Origin of the sequence: Pseudonocardia sp. ICBG1034 (assembly GCF_020131375.1) — a bacterium.
In the GTDB taxonomy this organism is placed as follows: domain Bacteria; phylum Actinomycetota; class Actinomycetes; order Mycobacteriales; family Pseudonocardiaceae; genus Pseudonocardia; species Pseudonocardia alni.
In genome coordinates, this window is record NZ_JAHLEK010000015.1 from 1,725,751 (window position 1) to 1,747,182 (window position 21,432).

Here is a 21,432-nt window from a genome sequence, read left to right on the forward strand (position 1 = left end):
CCGGCGGCGCCCCGCGCGTCGACGGGCCGAGGACACCGCCGCCATCGGGCGACCAGCGTGCGGTCCTGGCACTCTGGCCACCGGCGGTGGCGCGGCGCCCCGCGGGAGGCGGCCGGTGATGACCGATCCGAAGGAGGGCCCGGGAGGAGTGCCCGGCCTGTCCGCCGCGACCGCGGAGGGCGGCGGCCTGGCCCTGGAGACGGTGCCGCACCCGTCGGGGCCGGTGGCGCTGCACGCCGTCGGCGACGTCGACGTCGCGACCGCGCCGTTCCTGGCCGAGCAGGTGGTCGCCTGGTTCGCCGCGGCCCCGCGGATCGTGCTGAACCTGTCCGCGGTCGGCTTCCTCGGCTCGGCAGGGGTCGCGGCGCTGCTGGACTGCCACCGCGACGCGGCCGCGGCCGGGGTCGTGCTGGAGCTGTACTGCGGCGCGGCGCGCCAGGTCCGCCGGGTCCTGCAGGTGACCGGCACGTGCGAGCACCTGCGGGTGCTCGACCCGCACCCGCCGCCCGAGGGCCCCGGGGGTCACGCCCCGCTGTTCCCGGTGCCCGACTGACCCCGGCCCTCAGCCGAGCAGCTCCCGGCCGGTCCGGTGCCGGTGCAGCACCTGGACGTCGGTCGTGCCCTCCCGCAGCGACGCCGAGGTGTCGGACATGTGCTCCAGCAGCGTGTCCGCGAAGGCGATGACGGCCGGGGTGGGGGCGATGTCGGCCCGCCGCGCCAGCGCCACCGTGCGGTGGATCGCCGGGTTGAGCACCGTGCGCCGCAGCCGCGGCCGCCCGATGAACGTCAGGTCCGGCACCACCGCCACCCCGGTGCCGGCCTCGACCATGCGCAGCACCGCGTCCATCTGACCGCCCTCGACGGCGATCCGCGGCGTGACCCCGGCGACGGCGTAGGCCCGCAGGGTCACCTCCCGCAGGTCGTAGCCCTGGCGCACCATCACCAGGTCGTGCCGGGCGAGCTCGGACACCGTCATCGACCCGCGCGGGGTCAGCGGCCTGCGCGCCCGCGGCGAGGCGACCGAGAGCCGTTCGCGCAGCAGGGGAGCGGTGTGCAGGGTGGGGTCCACACCGTCGGGGGGCACGATCACCAGCGCGACGTCCAGCTCCCCCTGCACCAGCGCCGCCTCCAGCGGCTGCGAGCCGTCCTCGGCGAGCTCGACGGCGATCTCGGGGTGCCGGGCGTGGAAGACCCGCAGCACGTCGGACAGCACGCCGATGCACAGCGACGGCGTCGCCCCGACCCGTACCCGACCGCTGCGCAGTCCGACCATCTCGGCCACCGTCGTGCGGACCATGTCGGAATCGGCGAGCATCCTGCGTGCCAGTGGCAGCACCGCCTCACCGGCCGGGGTCAGCGTGACGGCCGACCCGCGGTTGATCAGCGGGGAGCCCAGTTCGTCCTCCAGCGCCCGCAGCGCGCGGCTCAGGGTCGGCTGGGCGACCCCCACCTGGTCGGCCGCCCGAGTGAAGCTGCGCACGTTCGCCACGGCGACGAAGTACATGAGCTGCTGAAGTGTCACGTGCATAGCTTACGGCTATGGGCGGAGACCGTTTCATGCATTGGACTGCCTTACCCGTTGGTATGTCCACTGGAGGACGTGGTCACGATGTCCGAGAAGTCCCGGGCCGGCGGCGGAGCCAAGCCCGCCGCACCCCGGCGCCCGCGCACGCCCAGTGCGCTGCTGAAGTTCGTGATGGCGGTGAGCGGCGTCGTGCTGCTCGGCTACGTCACGCTGCACATGATCGGGAACCTGAAGATCTTCTTCGGCCCCGAGGCGATCGATCACTACGCGGCGTGGCTGCGCACGATCCTGGAGCCGGCGCTGCCCTACTCGGGCATGCTCTGGATCGTCCGCGTGGTGCTGGTCGTCGCGGTGGTCGCCCACATCTGGTCGGCGACGATGCTCGCCCTGCGTGCGCGCAGGGCCCGCCCGATCAAGTACGCGGGTGGCTCCTACCAGGTCAAGGGCAGCTACGCGGCCCGCACCATGCGCTGGGGCGGCGTGATCATCGCGCTGTTCGTGATCTACCACCTGCTCGACCTCACCGCGGGCACGCTGAACCCGAACGGCGTGCACCTCGCGGTGGCCGACAACCTCGCGGCCGACTTCACCCTCGCCCGCTGGTACGTCACCCTGTTCTACGTCCTCGCGGTGGTCGCGCTGGGCTTCCACGTCCAGCACGGCATCTTCTCGGGCATCCAGACGCTCGGGTGGTCGTCGAACAGCCGTGAGCGCACCATCAAGGTGGTGTCGACGGTCTTCGCCGCCGTGTTGACCCTCGGCTTCATCTCGGTGCCCCTCGCCGTCACGTTCGGAGTGGTCTGACCCATGACTGACGCCTCGTCCCACCACGTTTCCTACGCCGACTACGCGACCGGTGAGCCGGTCGTCGACAAGGCGGTCCCCTCGGGCGCCATCGAGACCCGCTGGGAGCGCCGTCGTTTCGGCGTCAAGCTGGTCAACCCGGCGAACAAGCGCTCGAAGAAGATCATCGTCGTGGGTTCCGGCCTGGCCGGCGGCTCCGCGAGCGCCACGCTCGGCGAGGCCGGCTACCACGTCAAGACGTTCTGCTACCAGGACAGCCCGCGGCGCGCGCACTCGATCGCCGCGCAGGGCGGCATCAACGCGGCGAAGAACTACCGCAACGACGGCGACAGCGTCTACCGGCTGTTCTACGACACCGTGAAGGGCGGCGACTTCCGTGCGCGGGAGTCCAACGTCCACCGGCTCGCCGAGATCTCCCGCCAGATCATCGACCAGTGCGTCGCGCAGGGCGTCCCGTTCGCCCGCGACTACGCCGGTCTGCTCGACAACCGCTCGTTCGGCGGCGTGCAGGTCTCCCGCACCTTCTACGCCCGCGGCCAGACCGGCCAGCAGCTGCTGATCGGCGCCTACCAGGCGCTGGAGCGCCAGGTGAAGGCCGGCACCGTCGAGATGTACGCCCGGCACGAGATGCTGGAGCTGATCGTCGTCGAGGGGCGGGCCCGCGGCATCGTCGCGCGCGACATGGTCTCCGGCGAGATCGAGGTGCACACCGCCGACGCGGTCGTGCTCGCCTCCGGCGGCTACGGCAACGTCTTCTACCTGTCGACGAACGCCAAGGGCTGCAACGTGACCGCCTCCTGGCGGGCGCACCGCAAGGGCGCGCTGTTCGCGAACCCCTGCTTCACCCAGATCCACCCGACCTGCATCCCGGTCTCCGGCGACCACCAGTCGAAGCTGACCCTGATGTCGGAGTCGCTGCGCAACGACGGCCGCGTCTGGGTCCCGAAGAAGCTCGGCGACGACCGCGGGCCGAACGAGATCCCGCACTCCGAGCGCGACTACTTCCTCGAGCGCAAGTACCCGGCGTTCGGCAACCTGGTGCCCCGCGACATCGCGTCCCGGGCCGCCAAGGAGGTCTGCGACGAGAAGCGCGGCGTCGGTCCGTCGGGCCTGGGCGTGTACCTGGACTTCGACGACGCCATCCAGCGGCTCGGCCGCAAGGCGGTCGAGAACAAGTACGGCAACCTGTTCGAGATGTACGAGCGGATCACGGGTGAGAACCCGTACGAGGTCCCGATGCGGATCTTCCCCGCCGTGCACTACACGATGGGTGGCCTCTGGGTCGACTACGACCTGCAGTCGACCGTCCCGGGTCTCTACGTGGCGGGCGAGGCCAACTTCTCCGACCACGGCGCGAACCGGCTCGGTGCGTCCGCGCTGATGCAGGGCCTGGCCGACGGCTACTTCGTCCTCCCGGTCACGATCGGCGACTACCTGGCCAAGAACGAGCTCGACGCCGTCCCGGACGACGCGCCCGAGGTCGTCGAGGCCGTGCAGTCGGTCACCGACCGGATCGACCAGTTCCTGTCGATCAACGGCACCCGCACGGTGGACTCGTTCCACCGCGAGCTGGGCCAGATCATGTGGGACTACTGCGGGATGGAGCGCACCGAGGAGGGTCTGCGCAAGGCGCTGGACCGCATCCCCGAGCTCCGTCGCGAGTTCTGGAACAACGTCAAGGTGCCGGGTACCGGCGCGGAGCTCAACCAGAGCCTGGAGAAGGCCGGCCGGGTGGCCGACTTCCTCGAGCTCGGCGAGCTCATGTGTCTCGACGCGCTCGTGCGTCGCGAGTCCTGCGGCGGTCACTTCCGCGGGGAGAGCCAGACCGAGGACGGCGAGGCGCAGCGCGACGACGAGAACTTCTCCTTCACCTCGGCCTGGGAGTACACCGGCCGCGGGCAGGCTCCGGTCCTGCACAAGGAGGAGCTCACGTTCGAGTACGTGCACCCGACCCAGCGCAGCTACAAGTAAGAGGACCGACGGACATGAAGCTCAACCTGAAGGTCTGGCGCCAGCGCGACGCGGTCGACAAGGGGCGCCTGGTCACCTACACCGTCGACGCCGACGAGGACATGTCGTTCCTCGAGATGCTCGACGTGCTCAACGAGAAGCTGATTTTCTCCGGCGACGAGCCGGTCGCGTTCGACCACGACTGCCGCGAGGGCATCTGCGGCTCGTGCAGCATGGTCATCGACGGCCGGCCGCACGGCCCGCAGCGGGCGACCACCACCTGCCAGCTGCACATGCGGCACTACTCCGACGGCGACACGATCGTCATCGAGCCGTTCCGCTCGGGCTCGTTCCCGGTCATCAAGGACCTCGTCGTCGACCGCGCCGCGTTCGACAAGATGATCCAGGCCGGTGGCTACGTCTCGGTGAACACCGGGTCGGCGCCGGAGGCCAACTCCAACGCCGTGCCGAAGGTCGCCGCGGACCGCTCGTTCGCCGCGGCGAACTGCATCGGCTGCGGTGCCTGCGTCGCAGCCTGCCCGAACGGGTCGGCGTCGCTGTTCCTGGGCGCGAAGCTGACCCACCTGGGTGAGCTGCCGCAGGGCCAGCCGGAGCGCTACGAGCGCGTCGTCAGCATGGTGGAGGAGCACGAGGCCGCCGGGTTCGGCGGCTGCACCAACACCGGTGCCTGCGCCACCGCCTGCCCGAAGGAGATCCCGCTCGACGTGATCTCCCAGCTGAACCGCGACTACCTCGCGGCCACGGTGGGCGGCCGGAAGAAGTAGGACACACCGTCGCGACGGCCCGGGCCACCCCTTCCACGGGGTGCCCGGGCCGTCGTGCGTCGTGGGGAGGGGTCGTGGACGGACTGTTCGGACGGGAGCGGCGTGCGCTCGGGCCCGGCGCGGTGCACGTCCCGGACTGGCTCGACCTCCCCGGGCAGCGCAGGCTGGCCGACGCCTGCCGGGAGTGGGTCCGCGACGGCCCCGGTCTGCGCACGGTGACGCTCCCCGGCGGTGGCGTGATGTCGGTCCGCAGCGTCTGCCTGGGATGGCACTGGCTGCCCTACCGCTACTCGCGCACCCGCGACGACCAGGACGGCGGTGCCGTCCCACCGGTCCCGTCGTGGCTGGCCGACCTCGGCCGGGCCGCGCTGGCCGCGACCGGCCACCCGGACGCGCAGGCGTACCGGCCGGACGTCGCGGTGGTCAACTTCTACGACGGCGACGCCCGCATGGGCCTGCACCAGGACCGCGAGGAACGCTCGCCCGCCCCGGTGGTGTCGCTGTCGGTCGGGCGGGCGTGCCTGTTCCGGCTCGGCTCCGCCGGGCACCGCGGGCGGCCGTGGACCGACGTCGAGCTGTACTCCGGTGACCTCGTCGTGTTCGGCGGGGCGAGCCGGCTGGCGTTCCACGGGGTGCCCCGGCTGCTCGACGACCCCGGACCGCCCGGTACCGGCCTGCGGTCCGGGCGGCTGAACGTCACGCTGCGCGAATCGGGTCTCGACGGCCCGTGACGTGTGAGCCACGTCTCGATGCGACGCCCAATCACGGTCCCGACGTAGATCACATGTGATGTGGGTCGTACTCTCTGGCGACCACCGCACCGTGTGTGCGGCGGGTGTTCACGAGGACACGACGTCGTGTCAGGTCTCTTCGGCGTCGTCGAGACGACAGGAGCTCCCGTACGTGTCATCCACCACTGACGCGTCCACCGGCCGGGCCACCATCGCCGCGCGCACGCTGCGCACGGACCGATGGTGGCTTCCCCCGCTGGCCACCTTCGTGGCGTTCGTCGCCTGGGTCGCCTACGCGACCGTGCGGGCGTTCATGCAGGACTACTACTTCGTCCCCGAGTACGGCTATCTGACGCCGTTCTACTCGCCGTGCGTCTCGACGGGCTGCGTCGAGGAGGCGTCGCACTTCGGCCGGTTCCTGCCCGACGTCTGGTGGCTGCCCTACGCGGCGGTCTCCCTGCCGTTCCTGCTGCTGTTCCGGCTGACCTGCTACTACTACCGCAAGGCCTACTACCGGGCGTTCTGGCTCTCCCCGCCGGCCTGCGCGGTGGCCGAGCCGCACCGCCGCTACACCGGTGAGACGCGCTTCCCGCTGATCCTGCAGAACGCGCACCGCTACTTCTTCTACATCGCCGGGATCATCACGCTGATCAACGCCTACGACGCGGTGCTGGCCTTCGCCAAGCCCGGCGGCGGGTTCGGCCTGGGGCTGGGCAACATCATCCTGGTCGTGAACGTGGTGCTGCTGTTCGGCTACACGCTCTCGTGCCACTCGTGCCGCAGCGCCGTCGGCGGGCGGCTCAACCACTTCTCGAAGCACCCGGTCCGCTACAAGCTCTGGACCCAGGTCTCGAAGCTGAACACGCGGCACAACCAGTTCGCGTGGGCGACGCTGGTGAGCCTCGCCGTCACCGACTTCTACGTCATGGCCGTCTCCGCCGGCTGGATCAGCGACCTGCGGATCGTGGGGTGAGCACCGAGATGGACGAACAGATCGAGCGGCACGACTACGACGTCGTCGTCATCGGGGCCGGCGGTGCCGGCCTGCGGGCGGCGATCGAGGCGCGGCTGCAGGGCAAGCGGACGGCAATCATCTCCAAGTCGCTGTTCGGCAAGGCGCACACCGTGATGGCCGAGGGCGGCTGCGCGGCGTCGATGGGCAACGCCAACCCGAACGACAACTGGCAGGTCCACTACCGCGACACCATGCGCGGCGGGAAGTTCCTCAACAACTGGCGGATGGCCGAGCTGCACGCCAAGGAGGCCCCGGACCGGGTCTGGGAGCTGGAGACCTACGGTGCGCTGTTCGACCGCACCACGGACGGCAAGATCAGCCAGCGCAACTTCGGCGGGCACACCTACCCGCGGCTGGCGCACGTCGGCGACCGGACCGGCCTGGAGCTGATCCGCACCCTGCAGCAGAAGGTCGTCTCGCTGCAGCAGGAGGACCTCGCCGAGACCGGCGACGCCGAGTCCCGCATCCGGGTCTTCCACGAGTGCACGATCACCGAGCTGTTCACCACCGACGGCGCGATCTCGGGCTGCTTCGGCTACTTCCGCGGCGACGGCCGGTTCGTGCGTTTCGACGCCCCGGCGATCGTGCTCGCCACCGGCGGGGTCGGGAAGAGCTACTCGGTCACGTCGAACTCCTGGGAGTACACCGGCGACGGCCACGCGCTGGCCCTGCGCGCCGGCGCGACGCTGATCAACATGGAGTTCCTGCAGTTCCACCCGACGGGCATGGTGTGGCCGCCCTCGGTGCGGGGCCTGCTGGTCACCGAGTCGGTCCGCGGCGACGGCGGCGTGCTGCGCAACACCGACGGCAAGCGGTTCATGTTCGAGTACGTGCCGGACGTGTTCAAGGAGCAGTACGCCACCTCCGAGGAGGAGGGCGACCGCTGGTACACCGACCCGGACAACAACCGGCGCCCGCCGGAGCTGCTGCCCCGCGACGAGGTGGCCCGGGCGATCAACTCCGAGGTCAAGGCCGGGCGCGGGACCGAGCACGGCGGGGTGTTCCTCGACGTGTCGACCCGGCTGAAGCCCGAGGAGATCCTCAAGCGGCTGCCGTCGATGCACCACCAGTTCAAGGAGCTGGCCGACGTCGACATCACCAAGGAGCCGATGGAGGTCGGCCCGACCTGCCACTACGTGATGGGCGGGGTGGAGGTCGAGCCGGACACCGCGATGTCGAAGGTGCCGGGGCTGTTCGCCGCGGGCGAGGTCGCGGGCGGCATGCACGGCTCCAACCGGCTCGGCGGCAACTCGCTGTCGGACCTGCTGGTGTTCGGCCGTCGCGCCGGGCTGCACGCCGCGCAGCACGCCGACGCCGGCCGGCCCGCCGTGGCCGAGTCCGACGTCGCCGCCGCGCTGGAGCGGGCGATGCTGCCGTTCTCCAGCGCCACCGAGGGCGGGGAGAACCCGTTCGTGGTGCAGCAGGAACTGCAGAAGACGATGCACGAGCTCGTCGGGATCATCCGCAAGGGCGACGAGATGGAGCTCGCCCTCAAGAAGCTCGAGGACATCGCCACCCGCACCCGCACCGTCTCGGTCGAGGGGCACCGCCGGTTCAACCCCGGCTGGCACCTGGCCCTGGACCTGCGGAACATGCTGCTCGTCGCGCTGTGCACCGGCAAGGCCGCGCTGGAGCGCCAGGAGTCCCGGGGCGGGCACACCCGCGACGACTTCCCGGTCATGGACTCGGACTGGCGGCACCTGCTGCTGGTGTGCCGGGCGATCGGCGAGGACGACGTCGAGCTGACCCGTCAGGAGCAGCTCCCGATGCGGTCGGACCTGTTCGACCTGTTCGAGATGGACGAGCTGAAGAAGTACTACACCGGAGACGAGCTGGGCGGTCACCGCGCCGACTCCGCGGAGGGGAACCAGTGAGCAGTCACCTGCACCACTTCCGCGTCTGGCGCGGCGACGACACCAAGGGCGAGCTGGTCGACTACCCGGTGGAGGTGAACGAGGGCGAGGTCGTCCTCGACGTCATCCACCGGCTGCAGGCCACCGAGGCCGGCGACCTGGCCGTGCGGTGGAACTGCAAGGCGGGCAAGTGCGGCTCGTGCTCGGCGGAGATCAACGGCCGGCCGCGGCTGATGTGCATGACGCGGATGAACACCTTCGACGACGCGGAGGTCGTCACCGTCACGCCGCTGCGCAGCTTCCCGGTGATCCGCGACCTCGTGACCGACGTGTCGTTCAACTACACCAAGGCCCGCGAGATCCCCAGCTTCACCCCGCCCGAGGGCGTGGCTCCGGGCGAGTACCGGATGGCGCAGGTCGACGTCGAGCGGAGCCAGGAGTTCCGCAAGTGCATCGAGTGCTACCTGTGTCAGAACACCTGCCACGTGGTCCGCGACCACGAGGAGAACAAGGAGGCGTTCGCCGGGCCGCGCTACCTGATGCGGATGGCGGAGCTGGACATGCACCCGCTCGACGCGCACGGCAACCGCGCCGTCGAGGCCCAGGAGGAGCACGGGCTGGGGTTCTGCAACATCACCAAGTGCTGCACCGAGGTGTGCCCCGAGCACATCAAGATCACCGACAACGCGCTCATCCCGCTCAAGGAGCGCGCGGTGGACCGCAAGTACGACCCGCTGGTGTGGCTGGGGGACAAGATCTTCCGGCGCTCCGGGAGCTGAGCGTGCCCGCGCACCCCGGCGGCGGGCGTCGCACCCGCCGCACGGGGTGCGGGGACCGCGCCGGGGGTGCGACGGGTCGCTCAGCGCTCCATCGACCGGCGGATCTCGGCGAGCCGGTCGGCGGCCTTGCGCTCGCGCTCGGCGAACGCGTCCTCCGCCTCCGCGGCGCGCGCGTCGCCGCCCGCGAGCTCCTCGGCGGCCGCCGCGGTGGCGGCGCGGCCCTCGATGCGGTCGCGCACGTAGGAGAACGTGGGGACGCCGTCGTCGGTGTAGTCGGTGACGGGCTCGACCGGGTCGGGGACGGCAGGGTCGGGCACGACCGGCTCCGGGTCGGGGACGGCGGGCAGGTGGGTCGGGTCGGTCATCGGGCCTCCTCGGTTCCGCCCTCGACGGTAGGCGATGAGAACGCCCCCGGTGGGCGGTCGTCACCGGTATGACGACCTTCGCGCTGGTCCCCGGGGCGGGGACCGACACCTGGTACTGGGGTCCGCTGGAACGGGAGCTGACCCGGCGCGGCCACCGCGCGGTGCCGGTCGAGCTGCCCTGCGACGACGACACCGCCGGGCTGGAGACCTACGCCGACGCCGTCGTGGCCGCGGTCGGCGGTGCCGACGACCTCGTGGTCGTCGCGCACTCCTTCGGCGGGTTCAGCGCACCGCTGGTGTGCGACCGGATCGCGGTGCGTGGGCTCGTCCTGGTGACGGCGATGGTGCCGCTGCCGGGCGAGTCCGCGGCGCAGTGGGGCGACGCGACCGGCGCCGGGGTGGCGCTCGCCGAGCAGGACGCCCGCGACGGGCGCGACCCCGACGACGTCGTCGGGCTCTTCTACCACGACGTCGAGGAGTCGGTGGCGAACGAGGCACTGCGTCACGAGCGCGACCAGTCCGCGACGCCGTGGACCCAGCCGTGGCCGCGTGCGGCCTGGCCGGACGTGCCGACCCGGTACCTGCTGTGCCGCGAGGACAAGCTGTTCCCGGCCGCGTTCGTCCGGACGATGCTCGCCCGGCGGCTGCGCGGCGTCGTGCCGGAGATGGTCCCCGGCGGGCACCACCCGATGCTGTCGCACCCCGGCGCGCTGGCCGCGGCGGTGCTCGGTCGCTGAGCGCAGGCGATGATGGCGTCGTGGCGCGCACGCGGATCCGGGAGCTGGTGGTGGTGCACGACGCGGCCTGCGCGCCGTGCTCGCGGATCGCACGGGAGCTGCCGGGCTGCGTGACCGTCCGGGTCCGTGCGCGGTCCTGCCACGAGCCACGGCTGGCCGAGATCTACCCGAACCTGCCGGCCGCCGTCGCCGGGTGCCGGGCGCCTGCGGTCGGTGTGCTCCGCACCGACGGGCAGGTCCGCTGGTGGACCGGGATGCGCGGGATCGTCGGGCTGGCGCCGGTGCTGCGGCCCGGCGCGCTGCCGGTCGCGGCGAGGCTGCTGCGGGAGGCGGCGTCGGTGCGACGCTGAGCCGCCCCGCGTGTCCGCCGCGCCGATCCCGGCGCGGCGGACGATCCTGCATTCCGACGCCCGTCCCCGTCCCCTCCGGAGGAACTCCACCGTGGACCCCATCGTCCGCCCCCTCGACCACGGGCCGGCCCTGCTGTTCTGCCCCGGCGACCGGCCCGACCGGTTCGCCAAGGCGCTCGCCGCGGCCGACGCCGTCATCCTCGACCTGGAGGACGCCGTCGGCCCGGACGACAAGGACGGCGCCCGGGACGCCGTCGTCGCCGCGCTGGCGGAGCTGGACCGCACCCGGGTGGTCGTGCGGGTCAACGCGCCCGGCGCCCCCGCCCACGACGGCGACGTCGCCGCGCTGGCCGTCCACCCCGACCTCACACTGATGCTGCCGATGGCGACGAGCGCCGCCGCGGTGGAGGCGCTGGCCCCGCACCCGGTGATCGCGCTGTGCGAGACCGCGCACGGGGTGCTGGAGGCGCCGTCGATCGCCCGGGCGTCGAACTGCGCGGGCCTGATGTGGGGCAGCGAGGACCTGCTCGCCGACCTGGGCGGGCGCACCGGGCGCGCGGCCGGCGGCGGCTACGGACCGGCCCTCGCCGAGGCCCGCACCCGGATCCTCTACGCCGCCCGCGCCGCGGGCCGGGCCCCGGTCGACACGGTGCTCACCGACATCGCCGACACCGACACCCTGCTCGCCGACACCGTCGATGCGGCGAACGCGGGGTTCGCGGCGAAGGTGTGCATCCACCCGTCGCAGGTGGAGGTCGTCCGCCGCGGGTTCCGGCCCGGCGACGCCGAGACCGAGCACGCCCGCGCCCTGCTCGCCGAGGCGGAGCGGCACCCCGGGGTCTTCCGGTTCGGCGGGGAGATGGTCGACGCACCGGTGCTCGCCCGGGCCCGGGCGACCCTGCGGCTGGCCGAGGCATAAGAGACGGTCATCGCACAGGTCGGGACCATCGATCGCGCGACGGGACTGTGCGGCGCCCGGTCGTCGGCACCCGGTCCGCGGCTGCCGGCGCGGCGACGGCGTCGGCGCGCACCGCCCGACCCGCGACGGTCGGGCGCACCCCGCGCGGCAGCCGCTCCAGCAGCGGGTGCCGATCTCGCGTTCGAGCCGGGCCTGCTGGTGGGACAGCGCGGGCCGGGACAGGTGCAGGGCCGCGGCCGCCCCGGTCGCCGACCCGTGGTCGAGGACGGCCACCAGGCATTCCAGCGCACGCAGTGTCGGCACGGCGACAACCTACGGGCACGGCGGCCCGGCGATGACTAGCGTGGGCGCCGTGACGATCTCCGGGTACGGGTCGTGGCCGACACCGGTCACGTCCGAAGTGGTGGTGACGGCCGCGGTGCGGCTCGGGGAGGTCCGCCCCGACGGTGCGCCCGGCACCGAGGACACCGGCGTGGTCTGGGCCGAGGGCCGCGCCGCGGAGGGCGGCCGGACCCAGCTGGTGCGCCGCACCGGCGGCGACGCCGCGGGCTCGCGCACCGACCTGCTGCCCGAGGGCGCGAACGCCCGCTCGGCGGTCCACGAGTACGGCGGCGGCGCGTGGTGGCTGCACGCCGGCAGCCCCGGCGTCGTCTGGTACGTCGAGTGGGCCGACCAGCGCCTGTACCGGCTCGACCGCGGCGCCGCCCCGGTCGCGCTCACCCCGGAGCCCGCGGTGCCGCGTGGCGACCGCCACGCCGACGGCGACGTCGCCCCCGACGGCACCTGGATGGTCGTGGTCCGCGAGCGCCACCACGCCGCGCACACCCCGGCCGCCGAGGTCGTCAACGAGATCGTGTGGCTCGACGCCCGCGCCCCGTCGGAGCCTGAGGTGCTGGTCGGCGGCCCGGACTTCGTCGCCGCGCCGCGGATCTCCCCGGACGGCGGCACGCTGGCCTGGCTGTCCTGGAACCACCCGTCGATGCCGTGGGACGACGTCGAGCTCACCGTCCGCGACCTGGCGTCCGGGGTGGACACCGTCGTCGCGGGCGGGCCGGGGGAGTCGGTCACCGAGCCGCAGTGGCAGCCCGACGGGTCGCTCACCTTCATCAGCGACCGCACCGGCTGGTGGAACCTCTACCGCTGGCTGCCCGGCCACGACATCGAGGCGCTCGTGCGCATCGACGCCGAGATCGGCGTGCCCGGCTGGGTGCTGGGCGGGTCGCGCTACGCCGTCCTGGAGGACGGCCGCGTCGTGTTCGCCCGCTCCTCGCGGGGCTTCGACGCGCTGGTCGTGCGGGAGGTCGACGGCCGGATCATCGAGCTCGACACCCCGTTCACCGCGATCGGCTCGGTGCGCGCCGACGGGCCCTACGCCGTCGTCTGCGTCGCCGGGTCGCCCACCGCCGAGCCGGGCGTGCACCGCGTCGTGCCCGCCCCGGACGGCGCGGGGGAGCCCGGCGCGGCCGGGGTGCAGACCCTGCGCGCCCCGCGCGACCTCGGCCTGCACCCGGAGACCGTGTCGGTGCCCGAGCCGATCACGTTCCTGTCCTCGGACGCCGCGGGCAGCCCGCGCACCGGCTACGCGCTGTTCTACCCGCCGCCGGCAGGCCACGACGCCCCCGAGGGCGAGCTGCCGCCGCTGCTCGTCGTCATCCACGGCGGGCCGACCGGCTCCGCGACCCCGGTCCTCTCGGTCGCCGTGCAGTACTGGACCAGCCGCGGGTTCGGCGTCGTCGACGTCGACTACGGCGGCTCCACCGGCTACGGCCGCGCCTACCGCGAGCAGCTGAAGGGCGCCTGGGGGATCGTCGACGTCGCCGACTGCCTCGCCGCGGCCCGCACGCTCGCCGACACCGGCCGCGTCGACCCGGCCCGGATGGCGATCCGCGGCGGCTCCGCGGGCGGGTTCACCACCCTGGCCGCCCTCGCCCGCGACGACACCCCGTTCTCCGCCGGGGCGGACCACTTCGGCGTCGCCGACCTGGCCGCGCTCGCCCGGGACACCCACAAGTTCGAGTCCCGCTACCTCGACGGCCTGGTCGGGCCGTGGCCCGCGGCGGAGGCGGTGTACACCGAGCGCTCCCCGCTCACCCACGTGGGGCGTTTCCGCACCCCGCTGATCGTGCTCCAGGGCGACGAGGACGCCATCGTCCCGCCCAACCAGTCGGAGATGATCGTCGACGCGCTGCGCGGGCGCGGGGTGCCGGTCGCCTACCTGCTGTTCGCCGGGGAGCAGCACGGCTTCCGGCAGGCCGCGAACATCCGCCGGGCCCTCGACGCCGAGCTCGCGTTCTACTCCCGGGTGTTCGGGTTCGCGCTGCCCGCGGAGGAGGGCATCGAGCCGGTGGAGATCGAGAACCTGTGAGCGCGGGGCACTTCATCGCCCGCATGTCCCTCGATCCCGCGGCCCCGTCGCGCGGCTACCCGTTCGAGCTCCCCGTGGTCCGGTGGCTGCGCGAGCACGGCGGGCTCGCGCTCTACCCGGGCGTGACGTTCCTGGTGGGGGAGAACGGGTCCGGGAAGTCGACGCTGGTGGAGGCGGTCGCCGTCGCAGTGGGGCTGAACCCCGAGGGCGGGTCGCGGTCGTTCCGGTTCGCGACCCGGGCCAGCGAGTCCGACCTCGGGTCGCACCTGCGGGTCGCCCGGCGGCCGGGCCGGGAGCGCACCAGCTTCTTCCTGCGTGCGGAGTCGTACTACAACGTCGCGTCCGAGGTGGAACGACTCGACCGGGAGCCGGGCGGCCCGCCGCTGCTGCCGGCCTACGGCGGCTCCGGGCACGAGCGCAGCCACGGCGAGTCGTTCCTGGCGCTGCTGCGCCACCGGTTCTTCCCGCGCGGCCTCTACCTGCTCGACGAGCCGGAGGCCGCCCTGTCGGTCACCGGGGCCCTGGCGGTGCTCGCCCGGATGACCGACCTGACCGCGCGGGGCAGCCAGTTCGTCGTCGCCACCCACTCGCCGGTGCTGCTCGCGCTGCCCGGGGCGACGATCCTGGAGATCGGCGACGACGGCGCGGTCCGCCGCGTGGGGTACGACGAGGCGCTCCCGGTCGTCCTGACCCGGAGCTTCCTCGCCGACCCCGACGCGTTCCTGCGGCACCTGTAGGGCGACGGGCCTCAGACCGACGCGCCGCCGGCGGGCACGGGCTCCGGAGCCGCCTGCGCGGTGGCCTTGCGCGGGCCCTGCGACAGCCGCTTCTCCACCAGCCGGGACAGCCCGGTCAGGATCAGGCACAGCCCGATGTAGATGACCGCGACGACGAGCGCGACCTGCAGGATCGGCGACCCGAGCTGTACCTGGCTGCCGAGCTGGCGGGCCACGAGCAGCAGCTCCTCGTAGAGGATCAGGAAGCCGAGCGCGGTGTCCTTCAGGACCACCACCAGCTGCGACAGGATCGTCGGCAGCATCGAGCGGACCGCCTGCGGGAGCAGCACCGAGGACATCACCTGGGTCTTGCGCAGCCCCAGGGCGTAGGCGGCCTCGCTCTGTCCGCGCGGGACCGCGTTGATCCCGGCGCGGAACACCTCGGCGAGCACCGAGCCGTTGTAGAGCATCAGGCCGAGCACGACGGCCCAGAACGCGGTGATCTCGATGCCCGCGCCCTGCGACATGCCGTAGTACATGATGAAGATCAGGACGAGCAGCGGGACGGCGCGGAAGAACTCCACGATCACGGTGCACGGGACCCGGATCCACGCGTGGTCCGACAGCCGCCCGGCGGCGAACACCGCCCCGAACACCAGGGACAGGACCGCCGCGACGGCGAACGCGCGGATGGTGTTCCACAGCGCCTCGAGGATCCGGATCTGGATCGCCTCGTAGGTGATCCAGTCCCACATCCGGCCGCTGAACTGGCCGGTGGCCCAGAAGCGGTAGACGACGAACCCGAGGATCGCCACGATCACCGCGACGCCGACGACGCCGATCGTGCGGTTGCGGGCGCGGGCCGCCGGGCCCGGGATGTCGTAGAGGACCGAGCTCATCGGGCCACCCCCCAGCGGGCGTCGAGGCGGCGCTGCATCCAGGTCAGCGGGGCCACCAGGATCACGAAGATCAGCGCTACCCACAGCAGCCCGACGAGCACGTTGTAGCCGCGCTCGGAGAGGTTCTGGTAGATGCCGCCGGCCTGGAACACCGAGAAGCCGGACGCGATCGTGGTGTTCTTCAGCAGCGCGATCTGGATGTTCGTCATCGGCGGGACGGTGGCGCGCACCGCCTGCGGGAGCACCACCTGGCCGAGGGTCTGGGTGAAGGTGAAGCCCAGTGCCCGGGAGGCCTCGGCCTGTCCGACCGGGACCGTGTTGATGCCCGACCGCACGACCTCGCACACGAACGCGGCGGTGTAGAGGATCAGGCCGACGCTCGCCAGCGCGAAGAAGCTGAGCTGGACGAGCTCGAGGCGGGGGTAGGCGAACGCGAAGAAGAACAGCACCAGCGTCAGCGGGGTGTTCCGCAGGATCGTCACGTAGCCGGTGCCGAAGGCACGCAGCGCGGGGACGGGGCTGACCCGCATGCCCGCCACCAGCGTGCCGAGCAGCAGCGACCCGATCGCGGCGACGACGAAGAGGCCGATCGTGCCGGCGAACCCGCCGACGTAGAGGTCGAGGTTGTCCAGCAGGACATCCACCGGGCGGCTCTCCTTTCTCTGGTCCCGACGTGTCTGGACCCGCCGCGGCCCGGCGGGGTGGTGACGCGGTCACCCCCCCCGCCGGGCCGCGGGCGGGATCAGTAGCGCTCGATGGCCGGCGGCTCGGTCTGGGTACCGGACTTGCCCAGGGTGCCGTCGTAGATGGTCTTCCAGGTGCCGTCGTCGATCGACGCCTGGAGCAGGTCGTTGATCTTGTTGCGGAGCGCGGTGTCGGCCTTCGGGACGCCGATGCCGTAGGGCTCGGAGGAGAACTTCTCGCCGACGACCTTCAGCTGCTCCGGGTTCTGCGCGGCGTAGCCGAGCAGGATCGCGTCGTCGGTGGTGACGGCGTCGACCTGGTTGTTGATCAGCTGGTCGACGCACTGGGTGTAGGTCTGGAACTCGACGACCTGGTCGGTCAGCTTCTGGTCCTTGACCCGCTGGATCGGGGTGGAGCCGGTGACCGAGCAGACCCGCTTGCCCTGCAGGGTCTGGGGGCCGGTGATCGTGTCGTCGTCGGCGCGGACGAGCAGGCTCTGCCCGGCGACGTAGTACGGACCGGCGAACCCGACGCGCTGCTTGCGCTTGTCGTTGATCGTGTAGGTGCCGACGTAGAAGTCGACGTCGCCGCGCTCGATGTTGTCCTCGCGCGCCGCCGACGGGATGACCTTGTAGTCGATCTGGTCGGGGGAGAAGCCGAGACCGCCCGCGACCATCCGGGCGATGTCGATGTCGAACCCGGAGAACTCGTTGGTGGTGGCGTCGCGGAAGCCCAGGTTCGGCTGGTCGTCCTTGACACCGATGACGACGCGGCCGCGCTGCTTCATGGCGTCGAAGGTGGGAGAGCCCTCGACGGTCACGTTCTGCGCGACGGTCGGCTGGTAGCCCGAGCCCTCGGCGCCGGGGGCTCCCTCGCGGCCGCAGCCGGCCAGGGCGAGGGTGGCGGCCAGGGCGGCAGCCACCAGGATGCGGGTTCTCTTCACGTTCGCTCCGCTCGTCGGGGTGGGGTGGGTCAGTGGGAGAGGATCTTGCCGAGGAAGTCCTTGGCCCGGTCGCTGCGCGGCGCGGTGAAGAAGTCGTCGGGCGTGGAGTCCTCGACGATCTCGCCGTCGCTCATGAACACGACGCGGTGCGCGGCCCGGCGGGCGAAGCCCATCTCGTGGGTCACGACGACCATCGTCATGCCCTCCTTGGCCAGCGAGGTCATGGTGTCGAGCACCTCGTTGACCATCTCCGGGTCCAGCGCCGAGGTCGGCTCGTCGAAGAGCATCACCTTCGGCTTCATCGCCAGCGCGCGGGCGATCGCCGCGCGCTGCTGCTGGCCGCCGGACAGCTGCGCCGGGTACTTGTCGCGCTGGTTCGCGATGCCGACGCGCTCCAGCAGCGCCAGCCCGGTCTTCTCGGCCTCGGCCTTGGAGGCGCCGCGGACCTTGAGCGGGGCCAGCGTGACGTTCTCCAGGATCGTCTTGTGCGCGAACAGGTTGAACGACTGGAAGACCATGCCGACGTCGGCCCGCAGGGCGGCCAGCGCCTTGCCCTCCGCCGCCAGTGCGGTGCCGTCGATCTCGATCGTGCCGGTGTCGATCGGCTCGAGCCGGTTGATCGTGCGGCAGAGTGTGGACTTGCCGGAACCGGAGGGGCCGAGGACGACGACGACCTCACCACGGGCGACGTCGAGATCGATGTCGCGCAGCACGTGGAGGTCGCCGAAGTGCTTCTGCACCCCGGCCATCCGCACCATGGGAGTGCTGGACGCGGGCGGGCTGGTCATGCTGCCTCCGGACATGGCGAGAGCCTGGACGGAACGGACATGCGAGTCCACCACCTTGAGGAACCTTTAGGGTCTCGGCCACGTAACGGAAAGGGCGGGCAGCGGTGCACATCCTGCTGATCGAGGACGACGACCGGGTCGCCGCCGCGCTGCGCCCGGCGCTGCACCGGCACGGGATGACCACGACCCGCCTCGACCGCGGCCGCGGCGCCGTCGACCACCTCGACGGCGTCGACGTCGTGCTGCTCGACCTGGGCCTCCCCGACGCCGACGGGCTCGACGTCTGCCGTGCGATCCGCGCCGTCTCCGAGGTCCCGGTGCTGATGGTGACCGCCCGCGGCGAGGTCACCGACCGCATCGCCGGGCTGCACACCGGCGCCGACGACTACCTGGTCAAGCCCTACGACATCGGCGAGCTCGTGGCCCGGGTGCACGCGGTGCAGCGCCGCCGCAAGGTCGGTGACGACGGCACGGTCGCCCCGGCCGGGTCGGCCCCGGTGACCGTCGGCGACGTCCGCGTCGACCCCGAACGGCACGAGGTCACCGTCGCCGGGGAGCAGGTGGTGCTCACCCGCAAGGAGTTCCAGGTGCTGTCGCTGCTCGCCCGCGCCGACGGCGCCGTCTGCACCCGCGCCCAGATCGTCGCCGAGGTGTGGGGGCGCGGCTGGGCGGGCGCGAACCGGACCCTCGACGTGCACGTGGCGACGCTGCGGACCAAGCTCGGCCGCCCCGAGCTGGTGCGCACCGTGCGCGGCGTCGGGTACCGCTTCGCCGCCACCGAGGACTGACCCGTGCGCAGCCGGCTGCTGCTGGTCGTGCTCGTGCTCGTCGGCCTGCTCGCCGCCGGGCTGGGCGTCCCGCTGGCCTGGACCGCCGCCCAGCGCGCCCAGGAGGAGGTCTTCACCGACCGGCTCACCGACACGATCTCCTTCGCCTCCACCGCGCAGCGCCCGCTCATCGAGGCCCCCGCGGGCAGCTCCGCGCTCACCACCTTCACCGACGAGATCACCCGCTACGACGACGTCTACGGGGTCGCGGTGCTCGTGTTCGACCGGACCGGCCGGACACTGACCGCGTCCCGCCCGGCCGAACGGCTGCCCGAGCTGGGGGACTACGCCACCGAGCGGACCGCGGTCGCGCTGGCCGGGCGCCGCTCGTCGACCTACCCGCTGCTGATGCCGTGGGACGCCCGGCCGCTGGTGCTGGCGGAGCCGGTGCTCGTCGACGGCGAGGTCGTCGGCGCGGTGGCGACGGTGTCACCGACCGACGCACTGCGGGCCGAGGCGGTGCGCACCTGGTCGCTGATCGCCGGGGCCGCGGTGTTCGCGCTGCTCGCCGGCACCCTGGTCGCGCTGCCGCTGACCGCCTGGGTGCTGCGCCCGGTCCGCCGGCTCGACGAGGCGATGGGCCGGGTCGGGACGGCCGTCGTCGCCGGGGGGCCGCCCGGTCCGCCGTCGCGGCGCAGCGGCCCGCCGGAGCTGCGCTCGCTGGCCGGGTCGTTCGACCGGATGACCGAGACGGTGCGCGAGGCGCTGGCCGCGCAGCGCGCGTTCGTCGCCGACGCCTCCCACCAGCTGCGGAACCCGCTCACGGCGCTGCGCCTGCGGCTGTCCAACCTCGACGGGCACGTCGACCCGGCCGCCGCCGACGACCACCTCGCGGCGATGGAGGAGGCCGAGCGGCTGTCCCGGGTGCTCGACGGGCTGCTCGCGCTGGCCCGCGCCGAGCGCGCGGTGGAGGACCCGGGTGACGCCGAGGACACCGACCTCGACGTCGTCATCGCCGAGCGGGTGGACAACTGGCGGCCGCTGGCCGAGCACTCCGGGATCGAGCTGCGCCGCAGCGGCCCGCACGGCCTGCACGCCCTGATCGGCGAGCCCGCGCTGGAGTCGGTGCTCGACGCGCTGCTGGACAACGCGCTCAAGTACACCCCGGCCGGGCGACGGGTGCGGGTCGCGACGCTGCGCACCGCGGACCGGATCGGCGTCAGCGTCGTCGACGGCGGGCCCGGCCTGGCGCCGGAGGACCGGGCCCGGGCCACCGACCGGTTCTGGCGGGCGCCCGGTCAGACCAACGTCGAGGGCAGCGGGCTGGGTCTGGCCATCGCGGTGCGGACCGCCGCCGCGGCCGGCGGGAGCCTGCAGCTGGGCGCCGCCCCGGGCGGCGGGCTGCGGGTCACGCTGTGGCTGCGCCCGGGGGCGGCTCAGTAGCCCTTGGTGGCCCGGTAGAACGCGACGGCGCCGTCGTGCAGCGGGATCGGCTGGGTGCCGATCGCCGAGCGGGAGTCGACGGTCACCGCGGCCGGGCTGGCCTGGGCCAGTCGAGGCTGTTCGTCGAAGGCGGCGCGGATGAGTGCGCCGGCCAGGTCGGCGTCCATCCCCTCGGTGACCAGCAGTGCGTTGCGCACCGACAGGCACGACACCGGGCCGGGCAGGCCGTAGGTGTTCGCGGGGACCGTCGCCACCGAGTAGACGGGGTACCGGTCGCGCATGCGGTCGAGCACGCCACCGAGCTCCAGCAGTCGGATCGGGACCTGTGCGGCCAGCTCCCGCACGCCGTCGGTGGGGACCCCGCCGGACCAGAAGAACGCGTCGAGGCCGTTCTCGCGCAGCGCCGCCGCCGCGTCCGGGAGGCCCAGCTCCGCGCGGGTGCCCAGGCCCGCGACGCCGATCCCGGCGACGTCGAGCAGCCGGATCGCGATCGGCTGGTAGCCGCTGCCGCCCGGGCCGATCGACACCCGTCGTCCGCGCAGGTCGGCGATGCTGCGCAGGCCGGAGTCGGCGCGCACGACGATGTGGGTGACGTCGTCGTAGAGCCGGGCCAGTGCGCGCGGCTCGGCCGGGCCGGTGGTGCGGGCGGCGACGTCGGCGGCCACGTCGACCTGGCTGATCGTGACCGCGGCCGCCCCGGTGGTCAGGAGCTCCATGTTCTGTGCGCTGCCCGCGGTCTCCAGCACCTGCGGGGCCGCGGCGAGCCCGAGCCGTTCCCGCCAGATCTCCGACAGCGTGTGCGCGAGGTTGATGTACACCCCCGGCTGCACCCCGCCGGCGATCACCAGCGGGGCGGCGGGCCGCGGCCCGGTACAGGCGGCCAGGCCCGCCCCCAGACCGAACGCCGCCCCCGCGCGCAGCACGGTGCGCCTCGTCAGCGGGGGCCCGGGCCGGTGCACCCGCCCATCATCCCCGACGGCCCCGTCCCGGCGTCGTCGCACCGGGGCGCCTACC

General features: G+C 72.9%; 22 protein-coding genes and 1 pseudogene. 15 read left to right on the forward strand and 8 right to left on the reverse strand.

Annotated elements, in window-relative coordinates; translation table 11 throughout:
- Positions 1-118: 118 nt before the first annotated feature.
- On the forward strand, positions 119-553 hold the full coding sequence (locus tag KPF22_RS09605; protein ID WP_224401789.1) for an STAS domain-containing protein: 435 nt from the start codon (positions 119-121) through the stop codon (positions 551-553).
- A 9-nt stretch (positions 554-562) separates the two neighbouring features.
- Here KPF22_RS09605 and KPF22_RS09610 read toward each other — a convergent pair whose 3' ends face one another.
- A complete protein-coding gene (locus KPF22_RS09610; RefSeq protein ID WP_224401790.1) occupies positions 563-1,522 on the reverse strand; it encodes a LysR family transcriptional regulator in 960 nt (319 codons plus the stop codon).
- Positions 1,523-1,609: 87 nt separating this feature from the next.
- Here KPF22_RS09610 and KPF22_RS09615 point away from each other — a divergent pair, with 87 nt between their 5' ends.
- The 7 genes from KPF22_RS09615 to KPF22_RS09645 all read left to right on the forward strand — a co-directional run bounded on the left by KPF22_RS09615 (position 1,610) and on the right by KPF22_RS09645 (position 9,442).
- Entirely contained in the window at positions 1,610-2,329 is a 720-nt protein-coding gene (locus KPF22_RS09615; protein ID WP_178372991.1) for a succinate dehydrogenase cytochrome b subunit, read from the forward strand.
- 3 nt (positions 2,330-2,332) lie between these two features.
- On the forward strand, positions 2,333-4,300 hold the full coding sequence (locus KPF22_RS09620; RefSeq protein WP_208820964.1) for a fumarate reductase/succinate dehydrogenase flavoprotein subunit: 1,968 nt from the start codon (positions 2,333-2,335) through the stop codon (positions 4,298-4,300).
- Positions 4,301-4,314: 14 nt separating this feature from the next.
- Complete coding sequence (locus KPF22_RS09625; protein WP_224401792.1) at positions 4,315-5,064, forward strand: succinate dehydrogenase/fumarate reductase iron-sulfur subunit; 750 nt, start codon at positions 4,315-4,317, stop codon at positions 5,062-5,064.
- A 74-nt stretch (positions 5,065-5,138) separates the two neighbouring features.
- The gene (locus tag KPF22_RS09630) at positions 5,139-5,795 is read left to right on the forward strand and encodes an alpha-ketoglutarate-dependent dioxygenase AlkB (protein WP_224401793.1); all 657 of its coding nucleotides are present in this window, start codon (positions 5,139-5,141) and stop codon (positions 5,793-5,795) included.
- A 172-nt stretch (positions 5,796-5,967) separates the two neighbouring features.
- The gene (locus KPF22_RS09635) at positions 5,968-6,768 is read left to right on the forward strand and encodes a hypothetical protein (protein ID WP_073577414.1); all 801 of its coding nucleotides are present in this window, start codon (positions 5,968-5,970) and stop codon (positions 6,766-6,768) included.
- 8 nt (positions 6,769-6,776) lie between these two features.
- Positions 6,777-8,684, forward strand: coding sequence for a fumarate reductase/succinate dehydrogenase flavoprotein subunit (locus tag KPF22_RS09640; RefSeq protein WP_224402406.1), 1,908 nt, complete (start codon positions 6,777-6,779; stop codon positions 8,682-8,684).
- Complete coding sequence (locus KPF22_RS09645; RefSeq protein WP_224401794.1) at positions 8,681-9,442, forward strand: succinate dehydrogenase/fumarate reductase iron-sulfur subunit; 762 nt, start codon at positions 8,681-8,683, stop codon at positions 9,440-9,442. The genes KPF22_RS09640 and KPF22_RS09645 overlap by 4 nt, the downstream gene beginning before the upstream one ends.
- Before the next feature lie 80 nt (positions 9,443-9,522).
- Here KPF22_RS09645 and KPF22_RS09650 read toward each other — a convergent pair whose 3' ends face one another.
- Positions 9,523-9,807 carry a hypothetical protein gene (locus KPF22_RS09650; protein ID WP_224401795.1) on the reverse strand — a complete coding sequence of 95 codons (285 nt, stop codon included), beginning with the start codon at positions 9,805-9,807 and terminating at the stop codon, positions 9,523-9,525.
- Positions 9,808-9,875: 68 nt separating this feature from the next.
- Between KPF22_RS09650 and KPF22_RS09655 the strand changes: the two genes are divergently transcribed.
- The 3 genes from KPF22_RS09655 to KPF22_RS09665 all read left to right on the forward strand — a co-directional run bounded on the left by KPF22_RS09655 (position 9,876) and on the right by KPF22_RS09665 (position 11,813).
- Positions 9,876-10,544 (forward strand): alpha/beta fold hydrolase, encoded by a 669-nt coding sequence (locus KPF22_RS09655; RefSeq protein WP_208820956.1) that lies wholly within the window; start codon positions 9,876-9,878, stop codon positions 10,542-10,544.
- Between the two features lie 20 nt (positions 10,545-10,564).
- Positions 10,565-10,894, forward strand: coding sequence for a hypothetical protein (locus KPF22_RS09660; RefSeq protein ID WP_224401796.1), 330 nt, complete (start codon positions 10,565-10,567; stop codon positions 10,892-10,894).
- A gap of 91 nt (positions 10,895-10,985) precedes the next feature.
- Positions 10,986-11,813: a CoA ester lyase gene (locus tag KPF22_RS09665; RefSeq protein WP_224401797.1), complete on the forward strand. Its 828-nt coding sequence runs from the start codon at positions 10,986-10,988 to the stop codon at positions 11,811-11,813.
- A gap of 222 nt (positions 11,814-12,035) precedes the next feature.
- Here the strand turns inward: KPF22_RS09665 and KPF22_RS31955 are convergent.
- Positions 12,036-12,116, reverse strand: a pseudogene (locus tag KPF22_RS31955) (LysR family transcriptional regulator); the annotation flags it as partial.
- Between the two features lie 49 nt (positions 12,117-12,165).
- Here KPF22_RS31955 and KPF22_RS09675 point away from each other — a divergent pair.
- Both KPF22_RS09675 and KPF22_RS09680 read left to right on the forward strand, forming a co-directional pair.
- Positions 12,166-14,178: a prolyl oligopeptidase family serine peptidase gene (locus KPF22_RS09675; RefSeq protein ID WP_224401798.1), complete on the forward strand. Its 2,013-nt coding sequence runs from the start codon at positions 12,166-12,168 to the stop codon at positions 14,176-14,178.
- Between the two features lie 23 nt (positions 14,179-14,201).
- Complete coding sequence (locus KPF22_RS09680) at positions 14,202-14,915, forward strand: AAA family ATPase (RefSeq protein WP_208820952.1); 714 nt, start codon at positions 14,202-14,204, stop codon at positions 14,913-14,915.
- 11 nt (positions 14,916-14,926) lie between these two features.
- Here KPF22_RS09680 and KPF22_RS09685 read toward each other — a convergent pair whose 3' ends face one another.
- The 4 genes from KPF22_RS09685 to KPF22_RS09700 all read right to left on the reverse strand — a co-directional run bounded on the left by KPF22_RS09685 (position 14,927) and on the right by KPF22_RS09700 (position 18,178).
- Positions 14,927-15,793, reverse strand: a complete 867-nt coding sequence (locus KPF22_RS09685) for an amino acid ABC transporter permease (protein WP_208820950.1) — start codon at positions 15,791-15,793, stop codon at positions 14,927-14,929.
- Positions 15,790-16,437, reverse strand: a complete 648-nt coding sequence (locus KPF22_RS09690) for an amino acid ABC transporter permease (RefSeq protein WP_208820948.1) — start codon at positions 16,435-16,437, stop codon at positions 15,790-15,792. Before KPF22_RS09690 ends, KPF22_RS09685 begins: the two co-directional genes overlap by 4 nt.
- A 98-nt stretch (positions 16,438-16,535) precedes the next feature.
- Positions 16,536-17,420: a glutamate ABC transporter substrate-binding protein gene (locus KPF22_RS09695; protein WP_208820946.1), complete on the reverse strand. Its 885-nt coding sequence runs from the start codon at positions 17,418-17,420 to the stop codon at positions 16,536-16,538.
- 29 nt (positions 17,421-17,449) lie between these two features.
- Positions 17,450-18,178 (reverse strand): amino acid ABC transporter ATP-binding protein, encoded by a 729-nt coding sequence (locus KPF22_RS09700; protein ID WP_062396680.1) that lies wholly within the window; start codon positions 18,176-18,178, stop codon positions 17,450-17,452.
- 134 nt (positions 18,179-18,312) lie between these two features.
- On the opposite strand from KPF22_RS09700, the gene KPF22_RS09705 reads away from it, so the two are divergent.
- Together KPF22_RS09705 and KPF22_RS09710 are read left to right on the forward strand one after the other, a co-directional pair.
- Entirely contained in the window at positions 18,313-18,996 is a 684-nt protein-coding gene (locus KPF22_RS09705) for a response regulator transcription factor (protein WP_208820944.1), read from the forward strand.
- Between the two features lie 3 nt (positions 18,997-18,999).
- Positions 19,000-20,418 (forward strand): HAMP domain-containing sensor histidine kinase, encoded by a 1,419-nt coding sequence (locus tag KPF22_RS09710; protein ID WP_224401799.1) that lies wholly within the window; start codon positions 19,000-19,002, stop codon positions 20,416-20,418.
- Here KPF22_RS09710 and KPF22_RS09715 read toward each other — a convergent pair.
- Entirely contained in the window at positions 20,412-21,341 is a 930-nt protein-coding gene (locus KPF22_RS09715) for a TAXI family TRAP transporter solute-binding subunit (protein ID WP_308010374.1), read from the reverse strand. The two genes, KPF22_RS09710 and KPF22_RS09715, sit on opposite strands and share 7 nt — an antisense overlap.
- Positions 21,342-21,432 lie beyond the last annotated feature (91 nt).